The sequence below is a fragment of the Flavobacterium sp. C4GT6 genome (assembly GCF_036347315.1).
Classification (GTDB): Bacteria; Bacteroidota; Bacteroidia; order Flavobacteriales; family Flavobacteriaceae; genus Flavobacterium.
The window spans coordinates 1-17,126 of the sequence record NZ_JAZGZU010000001.1; the positions used below are offsets into that span (position 1 = coordinate 1).

General features: G+C 36.5%; 13 protein-coding genes and 1 pseudogene. 2 read left to right on the forward strand and 12 right to left on the reverse strand.

The genetic code is table 11. From position 1 onward, the window contains the following. From V3Z67_RS00005 to V3Z67_RS00055, 11 genes and pseudogenes are all read right to left on the reverse strand, one after another. Positions 1–1,388 (reverse strand): annotated as a pseudogene (locus V3Z67_RS00005) (SprB repeat-containing protein); the annotation flags it as partial. 36 nt (positions 1,389–1,424) lie between these two features. After that, positions 1,425–2,366 carry a methionyl-tRNA formyltransferase gene (locus V3Z67_RS00010; RefSeq protein WP_330441376.1) on the reverse strand — a complete coding sequence of 314 codons (942 nt, stop codon included), beginning with the start codon at positions 2,364–2,366 and terminating at the stop codon, positions 1,425–1,427. Next, positions 2,363–3,493 (reverse strand): ABC transporter substrate-binding protein, encoded by a 1,131-nt coding sequence (locus tag V3Z67_RS00015; RefSeq protein WP_330441377.1) that lies wholly within the window; start codon positions 3,491–3,493, stop codon positions 2,363–2,365. Before V3Z67_RS00015 ends, V3Z67_RS00010 begins: the two co-directional genes overlap by 4 nt. A gap of 54 nt (positions 3,494–3,547) precedes the next feature. After that, the gene (locus V3Z67_RS00020) at positions 3,548–4,090 is read right to left on the reverse strand and encodes a phage tail protein (protein ID WP_330441378.1); all 543 of its coding nucleotides are present in this window, start codon (positions 4,088–4,090) and stop codon (positions 3,548–3,550) included. Positions 4,091–4,118: 28 nt separating this feature from the next. Beyond that, on the reverse strand, positions 4,119–4,661 hold the full coding sequence (locus tag V3Z67_RS00025) for a phage tail protein (protein WP_330441379.1): 543 nt from the start codon (positions 4,659–4,661) through the stop codon (positions 4,119–4,121). A 44-nt stretch (positions 4,662–4,705) separates the two neighbouring features. Beyond that, positions 4,706–5,245: a phage tail protein gene (locus V3Z67_RS00030; protein ID WP_330441380.1), complete on the reverse strand. Its 540-nt coding sequence runs from the start codon at positions 5,243–5,245 to the stop codon at positions 4,706–4,708. Between the two features lie 47 nt (positions 5,246–5,292). Then, positions 5,293–5,970, reverse strand: a complete 678-nt coding sequence (locus V3Z67_RS00035; RefSeq protein ID WP_330441381.1) for a Fe2+-dependent dioxygenase — start codon at positions 5,968–5,970, stop codon at positions 5,293–5,295. Positions 5,971–6,169: 199 nt separating this feature from the next. Then, positions 6,170–9,943, reverse strand: a complete 3,774-nt coding sequence (locus V3Z67_RS00040; RefSeq protein WP_330441382.1) for an FAD-dependent oxidoreductase — start codon at positions 9,941–9,943, stop codon at positions 6,170–6,172. Positions 9,944–10,060: 117 nt separating this feature from the next. Continuing rightward, the gene (locus V3Z67_RS00045; protein ID WP_330441383.1) at positions 10,061–10,732 is read right to left on the reverse strand and encodes a response regulator transcription factor; all 672 of its coding nucleotides are present in this window, start codon (positions 10,730–10,732) and stop codon (positions 10,061–10,063) included. Beyond that, positions 10,725–11,495 carry a sensor histidine kinase gene (locus V3Z67_RS00050; protein ID WP_330441384.1) on the reverse strand — a complete coding sequence of 257 codons (771 nt, stop codon included), beginning with the start codon at positions 11,493–11,495 and terminating at the stop codon, positions 10,725–10,727. Before V3Z67_RS00050 ends, V3Z67_RS00045 begins: the two co-directional genes overlap by 8 nt. 624 nt (positions 11,496–12,119) lie before the next feature. Then, positions 12,120–12,755 carry a hypothetical protein gene (locus V3Z67_RS00055; protein WP_330441385.1) on the reverse strand — a complete coding sequence of 212 codons (636 nt, stop codon included), beginning with the start codon at positions 12,753–12,755 and terminating at the stop codon, positions 12,120–12,122. A 266-nt stretch (positions 12,756–13,021) separates the two neighbouring features. On the opposite strand from V3Z67_RS00055, the gene V3Z67_RS00060 reads away from it, so the two are divergent. Then, positions 13,022–14,110 carry a formylglycine-generating enzyme family protein gene (locus V3Z67_RS00060; RefSeq protein WP_330441386.1) on the forward strand — a complete coding sequence of 363 codons (1,089 nt, stop codon included), beginning with the start codon at positions 13,022–13,024 and terminating at the stop codon, positions 14,108–14,110. A 387-nt stretch (positions 14,111–14,497) separates the two neighbouring features. Here the strand turns inward: V3Z67_RS00060 and V3Z67_RS00065 are convergent, their stop codons facing one another. Further along, entirely contained in the window at positions 14,498–16,666 is a 2,169-nt protein-coding gene (locus tag V3Z67_RS00065) for a T9SS type A sorting domain-containing protein (protein WP_330441387.1), read from the reverse strand. 131 nt (positions 16,667–16,797) lie between these two features. Here V3Z67_RS00065 and V3Z67_RS00070 point away from each other — a divergent pair, with 131 nt between their 5' ends. After that, positions 16,798–17,124 (forward strand): DUF6660 family protein, encoded by a 327-nt coding sequence (locus V3Z67_RS00070; protein WP_330441388.1) that lies wholly within the window; start codon positions 16,798–16,800, stop codon positions 17,122–17,124. The last annotated feature ends 2 nt before the right edge of the window (positions 17,125–17,126 follow it).

The window sequence follows — 17,126 nt, forward strand, 5'->3', positions numbered from 1 at the left end:
GCTGTAATCATACCTGAAGTCACCTCACATTGTGCCGTTACAGCTGAAAGTGTAGCCACATCAGCCACAGGCGCAGTGGTATCATTAGCTGTAATAGTAAAACTATAAGAAGCAGTACAACTTTTAGCATCGGTCACAGTACATGTCCATGTACCTGCAGTTAGACCTGATACCGATGTTGTTCCGTCACCTGTAGGGTTGCCGGGAGTCCAGTTATAGGTATACCCACCTGTACCACCTGTAGCAGTATTAACACTTGCTGCACCTGTAGCACCACCAAAACATGCTATATTAGTTTGTGATGAAGGAGTAAGTGAAAGAGCAGATGTTGGCTGTGTAATTGTTGCACTGGCTGTGGCTGTACATCCATTAGAATCTTCTATTGTAACATTATATGTACCTGCACTAAGACTGTTTATGGTATTAGTGGTAGAAGATGTATTAGTGGTTGTAGAACCATTACTCCATGTATACTTATAATTAGCAGTACCACCGGAAGCAGTTACAGTAAGACTACCTGTTGAACCGCCATTACAGGCAACATCAGTGTGAGAGCTAATACTGGCTGTAAGTGCACAAGTAGATCCACCAAAAGTACATGTATTTGGTAATGTTACTGTAGTTGCGCTAAGAACCCAGTTTGCAGGATTCATAACAGCTGTTCTTATCTGGCTAGCTGTACTAAGTGATCCTCCGGTACAACTAAAATACGCTGCACCTGGAGTAGTAGTGCCTGATATAGCTCCTGTAAAATAAGCATCAAAACCTCCTGTAAGTCCGGGAGGCATTTGTGAAGCGTTTACAAAGCCATCACAACCAATATTCCAAACAGCAGTAGAGTTTGTTCCTCCTCCACAATGATAAAAATTAATACCGGCTATAATTGTAACACCGCTATCGCTAACCGATCCGCCACCTCCCTGATAAGCGATAATCTGATCACCAAAAGCTGAAAGATTTAAACCTAAAGTAGTAGCTGTACCACCTGCAGTTTTTACAACTGTACCGTTTGGGGTATATGTACCCCCTGCAGGATCAAATACACTTGCTGTAAAACCCTTTATATAAATTTGGGTTCCCAAGCTAAGTGCACCACTTGAAGTCCAGGATATATCTGATTCGGATGTACCTGCTGCAAGCCAACCGCTACCTGCAAAATATCCCCTGTCAGTAAAACTTATCTCTGTGCCGGATGAAATATCTGTAAGTAATACAAATGAGAATGCATCCCCATTAGAAGGGGAATAGGTTGCATCAAAACCGGTAAACAATATGTCCCCGGGGCTAAGGGTGGTTTGTGAATTAGCTTTTTCTCCTGCTAATAAAAACAACCCTATCATAAAAAATCCCGTTAAGCAGAATTTTAATTTAGAGTAAAAATACTTCATATAATATTTATTTATAAATGAACTGGTTAGATTTGATTATAAACTGACAAAATGTTCGCCTTTTTTCACACCAAAAGCAAGCAAACGATGCCCGCTCATGTATCCTTCGTCTGTATAAATAATATCAGCCCTTAGTTGGGTGTTATTATTACATTGTATAATGAGTCCGTTATTTTCATCAATACTTAGTATTGTTCCCGGATTATTTTCTGTTTCTGTAGGTAAATCAATAGCAGAAGCCTCTATTATCCTTATATTCCATCCTTTCCATTGTGTATAAGCCCCTTTATTCCAGGGGTTGCATGCTCTTATTAACGATTGTGCCGATTTTGCATCCTGATTATGCCAGTTAAGGCATACATCTTTTATACCCGGTCTTTTGTAATAGTTTACCTTATTGCTATCCTGTGGAATACCGTTAACACCTGATTGTAGCAGCGATATAGTCTCAGGTAGTATATGTGCACCCAGGTAAGAAAGACTGGTGCATAAAAAGCCATGAGTTGTAGTCGCCTCTACAGGAATTTGTTTTTTGAGTAGTATAGACCCTGTATCTATATCTTTTTCAATTTTATGAATGGTGATTCCGGTTTCCTTTACGCCCTGTCTTAAACACTCAAACACAGGATCGGCTCCCCTCATTTCAGGAAGTAGTCCGTAATGAAAGTTGTAAAATGTATTAGGGAAATCAGCAATCATTTTTTGGGATATTTTCCAGGGGAATGTCATCGTAAAAACATAATTGGCTTTTGTATTGCCAATAAGTTCACTTAAGCTTTTATCTAAAATATCTTTACTTAAAAGCAGAAGAGGTATTTTTAATGCTGTTGCAATAGCAGAGCATATTTCAATAACCTCCTGATTATTTTTTGGAACACCAATAGCACATAACATATTAAGGCTACCCAAGCTTTGCAGTGCCGGTATAGCCATACGGTTGTTACATAATACTATTATTTTTGGAGCTGTTGCTATCATGAATCTAAGCAGGCATAAGAGTTAAGCCATGAATTGGAGATGTTATTTTTTATATACTCAATATCTTTTAATAAGCCATTACGATCTTCGGTAAGGTCGCTTACTTCAGTAATATTGGTTAGAACACAGGTATTAGTATCACTTTTTTTAGTAACTGTGGCATAATACACAGGTGCTTCAGAGTGTTTTGTTGATGGGTTCATGAATACACTTCCTCTCGGTGAATCTATAATAAGTCCGTCAAAATTAAAGTTGTTTGATTTACTTATATACAATGCAGCTTCCCAACCCAGTAGTGAAAAAACGTTTATTTTTTCGGGACGGATGCTCCCCATTATATTTTTGAATTCGTTATTTGCAGGAGTATCTATATTCTTTGACCACGGCACAGCACTATACCAGTCATACCCCGGATAGGTAATTTTATCAAGCCAGTTTTCTTCTGCAGTAAAGCTACTTGCGTAAGTATTATTTTTTGAAAGGCTTTCAAGTTTCGCACTTTCATTTAAGTAATCTTCGGTCATGTCACCACAAAAAGAGGCAAAAATGGCTGTGTCTTTATTTTCGTTCAAGTAGTTAATAAGGGGATCAAGTGTAAAGTCTGCTTTTCGTAAAGGGGTTACATAATTAAATGTTACGGCTCCGCCTTTTTCTTCACTGGCAGCAGAATATATGTATGGTGAACGATATCCGGCATCAAAGAAAGAGCATGCTACCGCAAAATTTTTATTACCATCACTAAAAGCTTTATTAACAATTGCTCTTGAACATAAATTACCCTGAAGTGAAATGAAGTAAGTATTTGGTAATACAGACTCATAAACCGGCAAATGGTAACCACTGTCTAATACCAGTAATGTTTTACCGGAATTCTCAAATAGGGGAGAGATAGCCTCTGCCGCATGCGGGTTTATATAGCCAATAACAATATCAGCCCCTTCCAGTAGCAATTGCTCTGCACACGAATATATTTCATCGTTATTACCTCCTACACCAATATTTTTTGATAGTATTTGATATTCACTTTCACAGCCCTGATTTTTTAGGGAAGCTTTAAGTCCGTCAACAATATCAAAGCCAATTGAAGAATATATTACTGATTTTGTGAGTAGTAAACCTAATTTCATAGTAGGGTTTTTATAACCCCCGGGTTTAAAACCGGGGGGAGTTATTATTAAAATTTAGTTTCTGCTAGGGAATATCCCCTGAACACAAATAATGTAGTTTATACTTAGATAAGGTTGCATAATACTAAAAGGTGCGCCTCCACCTTTATTTCCAATTGTTATGTGTGCATCAGCCGGGTGTAAAGAAGTATTAGGTGGATTTGTAGAGAAAAGCCCACTTGCAGACGCTAAGCCGGCTCCTGTAGGTATTGCGGTATCTCCCTCATCCGAATATGCCGGCAGGGCATAATTTAGTATGCCAGAGTGAATATGTGCCGGTAAGTTTGCAACAGTTGCTGTTACCGTAGCTGTACCACTAACTTCGCCCATAGTGTATGCAGTAATCCCTGTATTTGAGGGGCCTGCTCCTACAGGTACCCTACTTCTAAAATCAGGTAGTTTAAATGTGGTTCTTCCATCACCGCCATAAATGGTGCCAATAAGACTAAAAAGAGCGGTATTACTTGATATTGCTAATGTTTGACCTTCACAAAACGACCAAGATTTTGGAGCAAAGTTTGGGGCAAACAAACGTATTTCTGCCATGGTTCCTTCCATAATTCTAATTTTATAAATTAATTAAAAGTTAGTTTCTGCTTGGATAAATTCCTTCCAGACAAATAATATAGTTTAAACAGGTATAAGGCTGAATAATTTGAAAAGGAACTGATAATCCTGAATTACCAACCTGAGCAGCAGCACTAGTTGCTGTAATTGTTGTATCCTGAGGTTCGGTCGAATAGGTACCTGCTAGTGAAGCAAGAACATGTCCTGTAGGTGTAGGTGTATTACCCGCGGCTGTATTTGCAGGTATTACAGCTGTTCCTGTAGCAGTATGTGTATGTGAAGGCATTTCGCCAACAATCATAGTATGTGTTTCTGCACCTCCTTTTTGTCCTAGTACAGTATTTATGGTATTGCCATCTGCCTGTCCCGGATTTATAGCGACCCTTCCCTGTAAATCAGGTAGTTGAAATGTAGTTCTCCCATCACCTCCATAAATAGTACCTATAAGGCTAAAAAGAGCATCATATGTTGAAATTGATAAAGTTTGTCCTTGGCAAAAAGCCCAGCCTCTTGGGGCAAAATTTCCTCCAAATAAGCGAACCTCTCCTATATATCCTTCCATAATTTTAAATTTTAAAAGTTTTACTTTATTAAGTTTTTAATCCTTTAGTTACGAGACGGAAAAATTCCATACATACAAATAATATAATTTGTAGCCTGTAATGGTTGGGTAATGTTTATGGGATAATTTGATCCTGTAACATTAGTCATAAATGTATTTTGGTATGAACTTAGACTTGTATCAGGGGCTTCAGTACTATACATACCTGATTTTGCGGCAAGAACATGATTTGTAGGAGAATCGGTATCTCCTTCATCCGAATAAGCCGGAGCAGCTACTGTAGCAGTAGCATCATGTGAGTGTACCGGTAAATTATTACTTAATAATGTTCTGGTATTTGTACCTCCCATTTCTCCCGCGTCGTAATAGCTAAGTCCTGCTCCGTGACCGGCACCTATTGCAGTTCTTCCTATAAGGTTTGGTAGTGCAAAAGTCTGTATTCCGTTACCACCATAAGTAGTGCCTAATATTGCAAATAAAGCAGTATTAGCACTTATGGCTATAAGGTTTCCGTTGCAATAAGCCCAATTTCTTGGTGAAAAATTGGCAGCAAAGAGTCTTATTTCTCCAATGTAACCTTCCATAATTTTAAAGTTTTTAAGTGAAACATATATTTGATTTTAAGATTTGGTTATTCACTCCATTTTCGCAGCAGGTTACTGTGACTTTGTTGTAGCACAAGTTGTTCCCTGCTGTTTGAAGCCGATTTTTTTAGAGTGTTTAAAACCTGTTGCATATCATACAATATGCCTCTCTCTTCATTTTCTTTTACCAGGCTTTGTATCCAGGTAACTGCAACATGTCTTTCGCCCGATGTTAATTGTTTTACCCTGTGTAAATACATACACGGGTAACATATAGCATCACCCTTTTTAAGCTTATAAAGCAGTGTACCGCTAGGGGTTTCGAGTTCCAGTTCACCACCCTCATACTCCTCTGGGTCGTTTAAAAATATTGTCATTGCAACATCTGTGCGCATCATGTTACCCATTAAAGGATTATCAACATGCCAGCCGTATTCGTTTCCGGCGGTATATTTGCTAATAAGAAATGGGTATATGTTTTTGGGGTAAAGAGCGTTTCTAAAGGTTTCGCTTTGGTTTAAAGCACCAAGTAAAATTTGCTGTATCATTCCGTATTGCTGACTTTGCATATTTACCTGTAGGTTGCTTTTTACGTCACGTGCCGAATCAGTGGCTGTGTTCTTTCCGTCATCATAGGGAGCAGAAGCTAATAGATTTTTTATATTACTTAACTGATCATTGTTTAGTAATTCTTTAATATGTATGAATGTTGACGAAATGCTCATTCCCAATAGTGTTTTATATTACTTTGTGTATAAGCATGATAGGTTTATATATCATGGTTTGTAACGAAATCTAATAAACTGGATTTCATTATATAAAGGTCTGTATATATACTAAATTACAACAGGTAGGAATTACCCGTTTTAAGAAAACAGGTAATTCTACGTGTTGTACATATTTATCTGTGAAATGCAGCTATTTTTAATTCTTAGTATTGATATTGCCTTGTATTGACCATGCAAAATCTACCTGAACCTCATTTTTATAAAGGCTCATATCATCCATGCTAATGTACTGATCTGCAGTATATCCTACATCTCCTTTAACTGTTGCCAAGGCATGGCAGCTCATACAGTTTGTTTGAACTCCATACTCTAAACCAAGTTTATTAGGATATGTTGAGTTATTATTTTGAAAAGTATTAGGTGCAAAACCAGCTTCCAGATATGGGTTAAAGGCTATAATAGGAGTAACATTTTTATTTGTACCACCGTTTATAGGCTGGTTAGGCCATACCATTGCATAAGCTGTTGCAACAGCATAGTGCGCAGCCGCACCTTTTATTTGTGAAGGGCGTGCGTTTGCTTCTGCAGTTGAGCTTGGTAACGCAGGGCTGTCCGGCTGGTAGCTCCAGTAAAATGTTTGCCATGTCCAGTTACTGATTTCTTTTGTTCCTACGTGCATAGCCACAAGTAAAATAAGATCACCGGCTTTAAAGTTTGAGTTACCATCTATATCTTCAGTTTTGTTAAGATAAGCTGCAGCCTCTTCATCAAGTTTGTAGTTTATAAAGTCGCTAACATTACAGGTAGCGGCTTTAATTTCGTCAGCAGTAGGATTTTCTGATGTTACAGGAACCAGTTTTTTATTAGCTGGCTGGCTATTGCTTAAATCAGCATATACATATGTATTCCATGCGTCAGGACCAAAGGTTTTTGCAGGGTTTGGCGTGCCAGGCCATGCCGGTACACGTATAAGTCCGTTTTCATCAGGGATACCGGCATAATAAGTTGGTTTTAGGGTGATACCATTATTTGGGAATTGAGGTATTCTACCTATACCATCCTTTACTTCGTACTTATTTAAAACCGATTGATTGAAAATTTTGTGATCTAAAGCATATTTAGCCGCACCCGGATTATAAGAAACAGTTTCAAAAATTTGGAAACTGGTATCTATTACAGCCTGTTTAGCAAATACCTGTGCATGTACAAACTGTCTAGGTACACTAAGTGCAGTACGGCCTTTTTTAACCTGTTGTGCTTCTTTACCTTTTGTTAAAGGAATTCTGCAAATAGCAGCCAGTTCTTTAACTCCCATCCATGTTTCAAATACACACAGAGAGTCACCTTTGTAAATTTGGTTTGACTTTTTAGTAAGTCCTGCCCAAATACCCCATGCGTGTTCTGTAATACTATTGGTATCCTGATTGTTTAACCATGTGTAGATTTTAGTTGAATCTTCAGGGAAGCTAAAGTTTGCTATTCCTAAGTCATTAGGGAATTCCTGAGGTATAATAATACCTTTTTCAACATTTTCTGCTTCAGGTTTGTTTTCCTCTTCATGTTTTTCTTTACAAGAAGACATTGAAAGTACCATTCCGCCTGCTATCAATACTGATAGTGCCGATTTTTTAAGAGCCGAAGCTACATTTTGCAAAGAGCGCTTTGCAGATAATTGCGGATGTACTATCTCTTCAAAAGAGAAGCCTATCCTGTCGATTGCGTCGCCGTGTAATCCCATAATTTGTGTGATTTTAGAAGGGTTATCTAAAGGCAAACTGTATTTCATATCATCTGTATGAGGTACAGCGCCATAAGTTGTTCCGTTAATTTTAAAGCATCTTACTACAGTGGCCCTGTAATAGTTAGAGTAGCCGGCATAAATTTCAAACTGATCTATTGGTTCACTAAGATTAATCACTATTGGATTAGAATCTGGCGAACCGTATGTTTTACCGTTTACAGTAATGGCACTTATACAGTCGCCACCCCTAGTGTATATAGCAAATGATGAACCTGACTGGATTTGCTCCTGATAGTAAATGGTTTTTACTGAAGCTCCGCCATAAGGACCAAAAGACATAACAGTACCTATTGAACTCGGGTTATTGTAAACAATAGATTTTGGATTATGATGTTCAAGAGGTGATAAGGCAGGGCTTGTAAAAGTTCCGTTTAGGTTTTTCACGATAGATGAAAATGCGTTAAGACCTGTTTGAAGAGCACCTTCTACCCATCCGCCAACCCATGAGTAACTGTCGCCGGCAAAGTAAATTTTTGCCACATTGTTGTTAAGGTTGGTAAAGTTGTAGTATAGCTGACTTAAATAATCTTCCTGAGTAGGTTGGGTTAGAGCAAAAGCACCATTGTAGTATTTTTGCAGTTGCCAGTCTATCATTACGGCATTTGTTTCATCTACATTTTTAGGCATGGCATCAATTATATAATCTATACCTTCAATTTTACCTAAGTCTCTTAAAAAGCGTTGATATCTTTCATCCAGTTCGCCCAGTGCTTCTGCTTTTTCAGAAAGATCTTCCCAAACGTAGTTCATAAGGCAAACAGCCTCGGTATCGTTAGGGTTGTAATCAAGAGTATAGAAGTTTGCCATAGCGGTATCAGTAGTGATACATCTTACCTTATCTTTATTAGCATCGCCTATCCACCATGGTTTTACCTTTAGGAAGAATTTACTGGACTGTGCCACATGAACATTTGTTACCGCTTCGCGTTTGTTCATATCTATAAGGTTGTTAGCTACAACTTTTTGATTAGCCTGCCATAATGAATCAATACCAAGTTCTATTTCGGCAGCACGTGTAGTAGTACAAACTACAAGGTGGTTTATATCGCTTTCAATTACATTCCCTTTATTATCAGTAAGGCTTACGTTGCCACCGTTATTTTTTGGATTTACAACTTTTACCGGAGTATTGGTAACAATAAAATCCCTTACTTTTTTACCGTTAATATCAAAATCAGCCAGTGCGTTTGCTACCGAGTCGGTTCCGGTTACAATAAGCGCATGGTTTTCTTCCAGTTTGTTAAGGGTAAAACGCATCATGCATACAAAACTGATAGGGAATAGGGGAGACTGTCCGCCAATACCTGTACCTACAGTTCCGAATTTTTCTATATCATCAGGATATTGCCACTGGTAGCGATCGCCCCATTGTTTAGTGATAGCATTGTATTTTTTTGGAGCATTAGGCTGACAGAAAATTTCAATAATCCCTTCAATAAACGACTTGTCTTTAAAGTAGTTTACATAACCCTGCCATGCATTTTGCGCTTTTGCCGGATTATAAGTTTCAGGGTTAGAAATGTCCAGCCATTCCATGATTCTTGCTGGAGCATCTAGTTGTACACCATTAGGTAGTAAAATAGGCTCCAGGGTAGTAACAAAACCTGCCCAGCTTTCGTTTATATCCCTAAAAATTTCGGGTACGGGCTGATTTGGCATTATGCTGTACTGTTCCCCTTTGTAACAAACAAGAGTAGGCACCAGTCCCGGATCAGGGAAATCACCATTAAGTTCAATGTTGTGTTTGTTTCTTTCAGGGTTGTCCTGCATGTATTTAATATACCAATACAAACAGTTTTCAGAAGGAGGAAACCTCATGGCTCCCAGTTCGGCAAAGTTGGTTTCATCATTAGGAAACTCATAAGAGTAAAAGCGTCCGCCCACTCTGTCTGTAGCTTCATAGATTTTAAAATTGGTGAAACCTGCCCTTAGCAGTTCAAAACCAGTAACAAGTCCGCTCATACCGGCACCAATAATTGCTATTTTAGCATCTTTTGGTGCGTTAGATAAATCGGCTAACCTGTTGTTAGAAGCCTCAAGCCATTTTTGGTAGTCCATCGCTGGAGTGTCTACCATTGCAGTTGGAATGAGCTCCTTGATTTTACCGTTAACAATGCCATTCTGGCTTTGCTCATCGGTAGTTCTCAGTACTTTAAGAAAAGGATGCATATGTAAAATATTTAGTTGGTTAAGCTGCTTATTTTCAGCTACCAAAGTACTTTACATATACTAGTTAAGTTAGGATAATTTTACGTGTTTTAACAAAACACGTATTTTTACCTGTGTTTATAAAACAAGGTTATTTACATCTATAACATTGTGTTTTATGGCAAATATTACCAGTCCGGCAATGTTTTTTGCACCGGTTTTGGTGAACAGATTGTTTCGGTGTCCTTCTACTGTTCTGGTAGTGATAAAAAGTGTTTCCCCTATCTCCTTTGCTGTTTTTTGCATGCAAATAAGCTTTAGTACTTCCATTTCGCGTTCAGAAAGATCGGTATCATCACTAAGTTCCGGTTTTGGAGCTTTTGAGGATATTTGTTCCCTAACACTTTCAATCTGGTCTTCCATGAAGTAAACGCCAGAGTCGTATACCTTATCTATTACCTGTTTTAATACTACAGGAGAAATACCTTTAGGTACAAATGCAGATGCTCCTGTTTTAAACATAAACCCTAAAAAGGAGCTTTGGTAATGTGAGGAAATTATAATAATTTTTATGGTTGGGAAATTATTTTTAAGATGCTCTGTAGTTTCCACACCATCCATTTCCTTCATTTTAAGATCAAGAAGCAGGATGTCAGGAAGTATGTCTGATGCGTTAAGTTTTTCAATCAGGTCCAGACCGTTAGATGCTGTAAGGAGTACTTTATAGTTTTCAATACTGTCTAAATAGTCTTTAAGGAGTGTAGTGATAAGGTTATCATCGTCGGTAATGGCAATCAGTTTTTTACTCATTGGATATAAAGTTTGTAAGGTTTAGAGCAATAATGGTTGTTGTTCCTTTATTTCCCGATTTGATTTTATATTTTCCTTTCAGGTAAAGCATTCGTAATTCAATATTTTTAAGGCCAATACCTTTTTTACCTTTATTAATATCAAATCCTTTACCGTTGTCTCTTACTGATACTGCAAGATGTTTATTTGAAACCCTCAAATTAATAAATATATCAGTAGCTTCGGCATGCTTATGAGTATTGATTATTATTTCCTGTACAATACGTATTATCTGTATTTTTAAGTCAACGTGAACTTCTGTTTCCTGATTAATGCTTTTGTGGAAATGAACCTTAAACTGTTCTTTCCAGGGAGCAATGGTATTTTTTAAAAGTTCATATAGTGTGGCATGATCTAACATTGGCGGACTCAAATCGTGTGATATTCTTCTTGCCTCTGCAATACTTTCTCCCAGTAAATGGTCTATATCCTGAATATCACATTGGGTTTGGTTTTTTAGGCGTAGTACGGTTAGTTTACCTATAAGTGAATCATGCAAATCTGCAGCGATACGTGTTCTTTCCTGTTCCTGTGCTACCACACTGGTTTCAAGTAACTGTTTTTGGTGCTCTAACTGCATGCGTGATTCTTTCAGGCGTTGTTCTACCATACGCCTAAAATTAATTCTTACAAGTCTGATAAATGAAACTGCCAAAAGGGATATAACTGCAAGAACAATTATAATCCAGAGTGCAATTGTTTTTGGGTCAAGCCATTTCTCCATATCTCTCTGCCTAAATATATATAAAAAGCTATTATAAGAAAAAAGTTTGCACACCAAAAATAATACTTAATAGAAGAAGGTACATTTATAAGAAAGTTAATTGGTAAGTAAAATATAAGGTGTAGTGAAAAAAAGATTATAATTACTGAATTTAGTTTTACAATATTATTGCTTTTATGTTTATTCTCTATTTTTTCAAATAAATAATTAATAGCCATAATTATTATTAAAAATGAACTCAGAGTTCTTGAGTAAGTTTGGAATTCATTAGGAGGGGTATTCCATAATGAAATTATTTCCCATAATATATATAATGTAGAAACAGTACTGGCTACTATATAGGGTAATATTTTTCTTTTATAAAGGCATACTTGGTAAAAAATAGAAAAGAATAATAGCTCAAAAAAACTGAAAACTATTATTAAAATGAGATTATTGTCATATAAAGTTCCTAAAACCCGCCCTAATATATCAGTTACAAAACATAAAGTAAGATAAAACAGCAGGAAACGATACTCAAATTTTATGAACTTGAAGTAATAGATTCCTGCTGAAATACCTAAAAAAAGTAAAATAGGTATTAGATAAGTAAGTATGTCGAGTATTTCATAAAACGACATTAACTTAACTAATTGTTAGCAGGTAAAAACTACTTTGTGAAACTGGTAAAGCATGAAAAGGTGGTACAGGCCTTGCTGTATCGTAGTATACATTAGCTTGTCTTAGATCGGTAGTAATTAGGTCAGCATCAAAACCGGTTGCGGCAGTAGTACTTGTTTGTAATCCTAAATAAGTGATATATTCATCATACTGCACCAAATAATCTGCAGGCATATAAAATGCTTGAAAAACACCTCCGCTAACAACTGATTTTGTAATTTGATTTCTGGTCCATGTAGGATAATCTTTTTTCCATGTATCTATTCTAAGAATTGCTTCCTGCGAAGGTATCTCGTGAGAATTTCCGATATTAGGTTCTACTTCGCATATTGTAATAGCATTGAATAATGCACTGTCTGATTGAGCGATATCTTCGGCCTGAGGTATTAAAAACATATAAAAAGTACCCTGATCATCCATTCCCGGATAAACATGTAGTACTTGATTTGCAGCTGAATATTGAGACATGTCATACTCATTTTTATATTTAAATGAGTTTCCCTGATCAAAACAATTCATTATAGAACTATCGTTACCTCTGTTTCCGTTCCAGTTTTTGATACATTTTTTAATCTCGTTGAAATTTGCAGGTTTTGCCATATTTAAAGGATTTTGGTTGTGGTTATACAATGGACCAAAATTACTTTTTTGTAGTTAAGTAACCAAGTCCAGTACTAAAGTAATTGAAAATATTTTTAACAATCCCTTTCTTAAAAAAAAGTAAGTTAGGGAATAAATCGCTGCTAAGCTCTCATGAAAGTAAAAAAATAATCTTAACTTTAGTTGAATTAGGTAGTGAATATTATTCAAATACAATTAAATAATATTTGCTTTACTTCTTGTAAACCAACCAAATCACCAAATAAATGAAAACAAAGTATTTAATTGTGGTATTAAGTTTATTACTACTTTCCTGTAAGAATAACGGAAAACAGAGGGAAGACTTATCTGAAGTTAATGCTACAGCAAATAGTAGTGATAGTTTAAATGAAGCCGTGCCTGCAGAAAACCCTAAAGGTATGATGTGGATAAAAGGAGGTCGTTTTATGTTAGGAAACAGTAATACCGATTCCCGACAAACAGAAGGCCCTGCTGTGCCTACAGAGGTTAAAGGATTTTGGATTGATGAAACTGAGGTTACAAATGCGCAGTTTGCAGCTTTTGTGAAGGCCACAGGATATAAAACAATTGCCGAGAGGGAAATAAACTGGGAAGACCTAAAAAAACAGTTGCCTCCGGGAACGCCTAAACCACATGATTCGTTACTGGTGCCGGGTTCGCTGGTTTTTACACCACCGTCTAAGCCGGTTCCTTTAAATGATTATACTTTATGGTGGTCATGGATACCGGGAGCAAACTGGAGACATCCTGAAGGACCGGACACCAATATTGAAGGAAAAGACAATTACCCGGTTGTACAGATAGCTTACAGCGATGCTGTGGCATATGCCGAATGGGCAGGTAAAAGACTACCTACTGAAGCCGAATGGGAATATGCAGCCCAAGCAGGAAATAAAGATACCAATTATGCATGGGGTAGTGAACTTAACCCGGGAGGTGTATATATGGCCAATTTTTTTCAGGGGGATTTTCCTTATAATAATACCAATGCCGATGGTTTTAATACCCTAGCTCCGGTAAAAAGTTTCCCTGCAAATGCTTACGGACTTTATGATATGATTGGTAATGTATGGGAGTTAACCAGTGACTGGTACAGGCCGGACACTTATTCGTCATACAAAAAAGGTGACGATAGTTGCTGCCGTAACCCTACAGGGCCTAAAGACAGTTACGACCCTAATGAGCCTTACACTCCAAAAAGGGTTATAAAGGGAGGGTCTTTTTTGTGTAGTGAACAATACTGCTCCAGTTATAGGCCCGATGCCCGTATGGCAAACTCTGAAGACAGCGGGCAGGAGCATGTGGGATTCCGTTGTGTGAAAGACATTGAGTAAATAAAGAAATATAATTACTTTTAGGCCTGTAATACTATTGCTGGCTTTTTTATTATAAGCATATAACCGTTAACAACCAGAAATTAAAAATTTATCACACTCAGGAAAAGGAAGATACCGTATTAACTGCAGAACGGCTATGGTTTAACCCTTATTGCAGACTAAGAATTCGCCATTGGGAAGAAACAAGGGCGCACTGGTAAATATGGTAAGTGCGGCAAACCAGTTACAAAAAGAAGTTATACAAGTTGTTTATACAGTTTTTAATAAATTTCCCCACAGACTTAATTGTATTGTGGGGATTTTTGCTTTTCACTACTAAAAACTGATACTTAATAAAAAAGCAGCTATTTAAATAGCCACTTTTTTATTGTTTATGAAAAGAAGTTAGTTTTTTAGTAACTTATAAGTAAAGGACTTATTATCTATAAGCACTTTTATAATATATACACCTGTTTGAAGGTTAGATACATCAATGCGGTTAACGTTTTGGTTTTGCTTTACCTTAACACCGTTAATGGAATAAATAGCAATATCTTCAATCTCTTTGCCAGTAATATTATCTATATTAAGGATACCCGAAGCAGGATTAGGATATAACCTTATATCATTTTTAAACGTATTTTCATTAATTCCTAAGTTTTCAATATCAAGATAGTCAGGTATACCGTTATTATTAGAGTCATCATCAGTAGGGTCACCATTTTGATTAGCATCTTCATATCTGGTTGGTATACCGTCTCCGTCATCATCATCATCTAAATAATTAGGTCTACCGTCTCCGTCACTATTATCGTCTGTTGGGTCATTGTTGTTATTTAAGTCTTCATCAACAGTTAGTACTCCATCCCCATCATCATCGGTATCCAGATAATTAGGAATTCCATCATAATCCAGATCATAAATAGCAGAAGAATTTGGATAAAATAGTTCAGTCTCGGTAGGTACACCATCACCATCATCATCAGTATCGAGGTAGTTTGGAATGCTGTCATTATCGGTATCATCATCTAACGGATCATCATTTTGATTTCTGTCTTCATGTTTTGTAAGAACACCGTCGTTGTCATCATCCTCATCAAGATAGTTAGGTATGCTATCATTGTCTGTATCATCATCTGCTACATTATCATTATTATTCAGGTCTTCACTAACCGTAAGTATATTATCACCGTCGTCATCGTTATCAACATGGTTAGCAATCCCGTCATTATCAGTATCATCGTCTGTAGGATTACCATTCAGGTTCAAATCTTCATTAACTGTTAGTATTCCGTCACCATCATCATCAGTATCCAAATAATTAGGAATTCCATCATTGTCGTTATCATCGTCTAACGGACTTCCATTTTGGTTAAAATCTTCAAGTGCAGTAGGTACCCCATCTCCATCATCATCGTTGTCTAAATAATCAGGTACACCATCTGTATCGTTATCAATATAATCATTGTTAGTTTCGTCAAAAACAGATTCAAAAGAAGTAAGGACTATATCATTATCATCGTCACTGTCTAAAAAATCAGGAATACCGTCACTATCATAATCATCATTGGCAAGATTACCATCGTTATTCATATCTTCATTGATAGTGGGTATTGTATCATTATCAATATCCTGACTACAATCTATCATACTTAATATTACAGGAATAATATCTTCATTATTTTTGGCATAAATTATTGTTGCTTCAAAAGGTTCAGTATTGGTGTAAGTACTACCTGTCAGCAAGTTTGTTTCGGTTTGAGCATCAGTTTCAGTGAGGTAAAAAGTAGTATTTGCACCAATATCATTTTGCATCAATATAAAATCAAATGTTTCTATACCATCAGCATCAGTATCACATTTTATATATGTATATGCATTTGTTGTGTTTTGTGGTGTAAATCGCCAGCCTTCTCCATATCCTTCTTCAACTTGCCATTGCCCTGAATTTCGACCTGGTGCTGCATAGCCGTCTAATCCGGTATCATTAATAATTCCTATATTAGCACCACCACCATTCCAACTTACACATACATCTTTTCGTAAAATTTGTACGTCGATAATGTTTAATGTTTCATACAAAATGACTTGAAAACTACTACGTTTTTCAAAACAGTTAGTTGAAAAATGAGGGTGATTATCAAAAATTAATACAAACTTTCTGTAGGGAGTATTACCGGTAATATCATAAGTGATAGAACCTTCATTACTGCTATTATCCATATCATGAAAACATGCCAGTATAGAGTTTTTAACAGAGGAACTTGCTGATGGTATATAAGGTACATCGTAAGAAGAACCGGTAGTTGCGAGTTCGGTTCTAAAATCAATATAACCGTTATTACTTACAATAAACTGATTGTATTCTTCTCCAAAAAATGTGAAATTGAAAGGAATTGTTATGACGTCAGAATACCTGTCATCAATAGGTAGATCAATGATTGTAGAAGCACTGTAGGTTTGATGTGCTATTGCCTGTACAGTATAAGTGTCCTGTGCATTTACTTTAGAAATAATACTTAAAGTAAACATTGAAACAGATAATAAAAGTGTTTTTAAATAATTTTTTTTCATAGTAAGTGTGGTTTGGATGCTAAAGTAAGAAATTATTTATAGTGTTTGTTTTTTATATAAAATATCTTATTAATCAACTCTTAAGAATAATTAATTCAGTCGAAAAAAAATTATTTATTACTTTTACCCCAATGCAACATACTAGGAACATAGTAACAAAAGTTTTGTCGGTATATCTTCTTATACTGATGTTTATACCATGTAGTGATGAGCATGCAAGCTTATACAATAATCAGAGTACTGAGGTTACTCAGGCTAGCGATGATTACCATGTAGGTATTGAAGTTTGTACACCTTTTTGTGTGTGCGGGAGTTGTGTTGCAGCTGTAATTATACATCAAATTACAGAATTTTCCCTTTTTATCCCTAAGCAGGGTAATAAACTTATTTCCAACTTTTATCAGTCACTTAAACACGATTTTTTTGGTTCCATCTGGCAGCCGCCCCAATTAATATAATG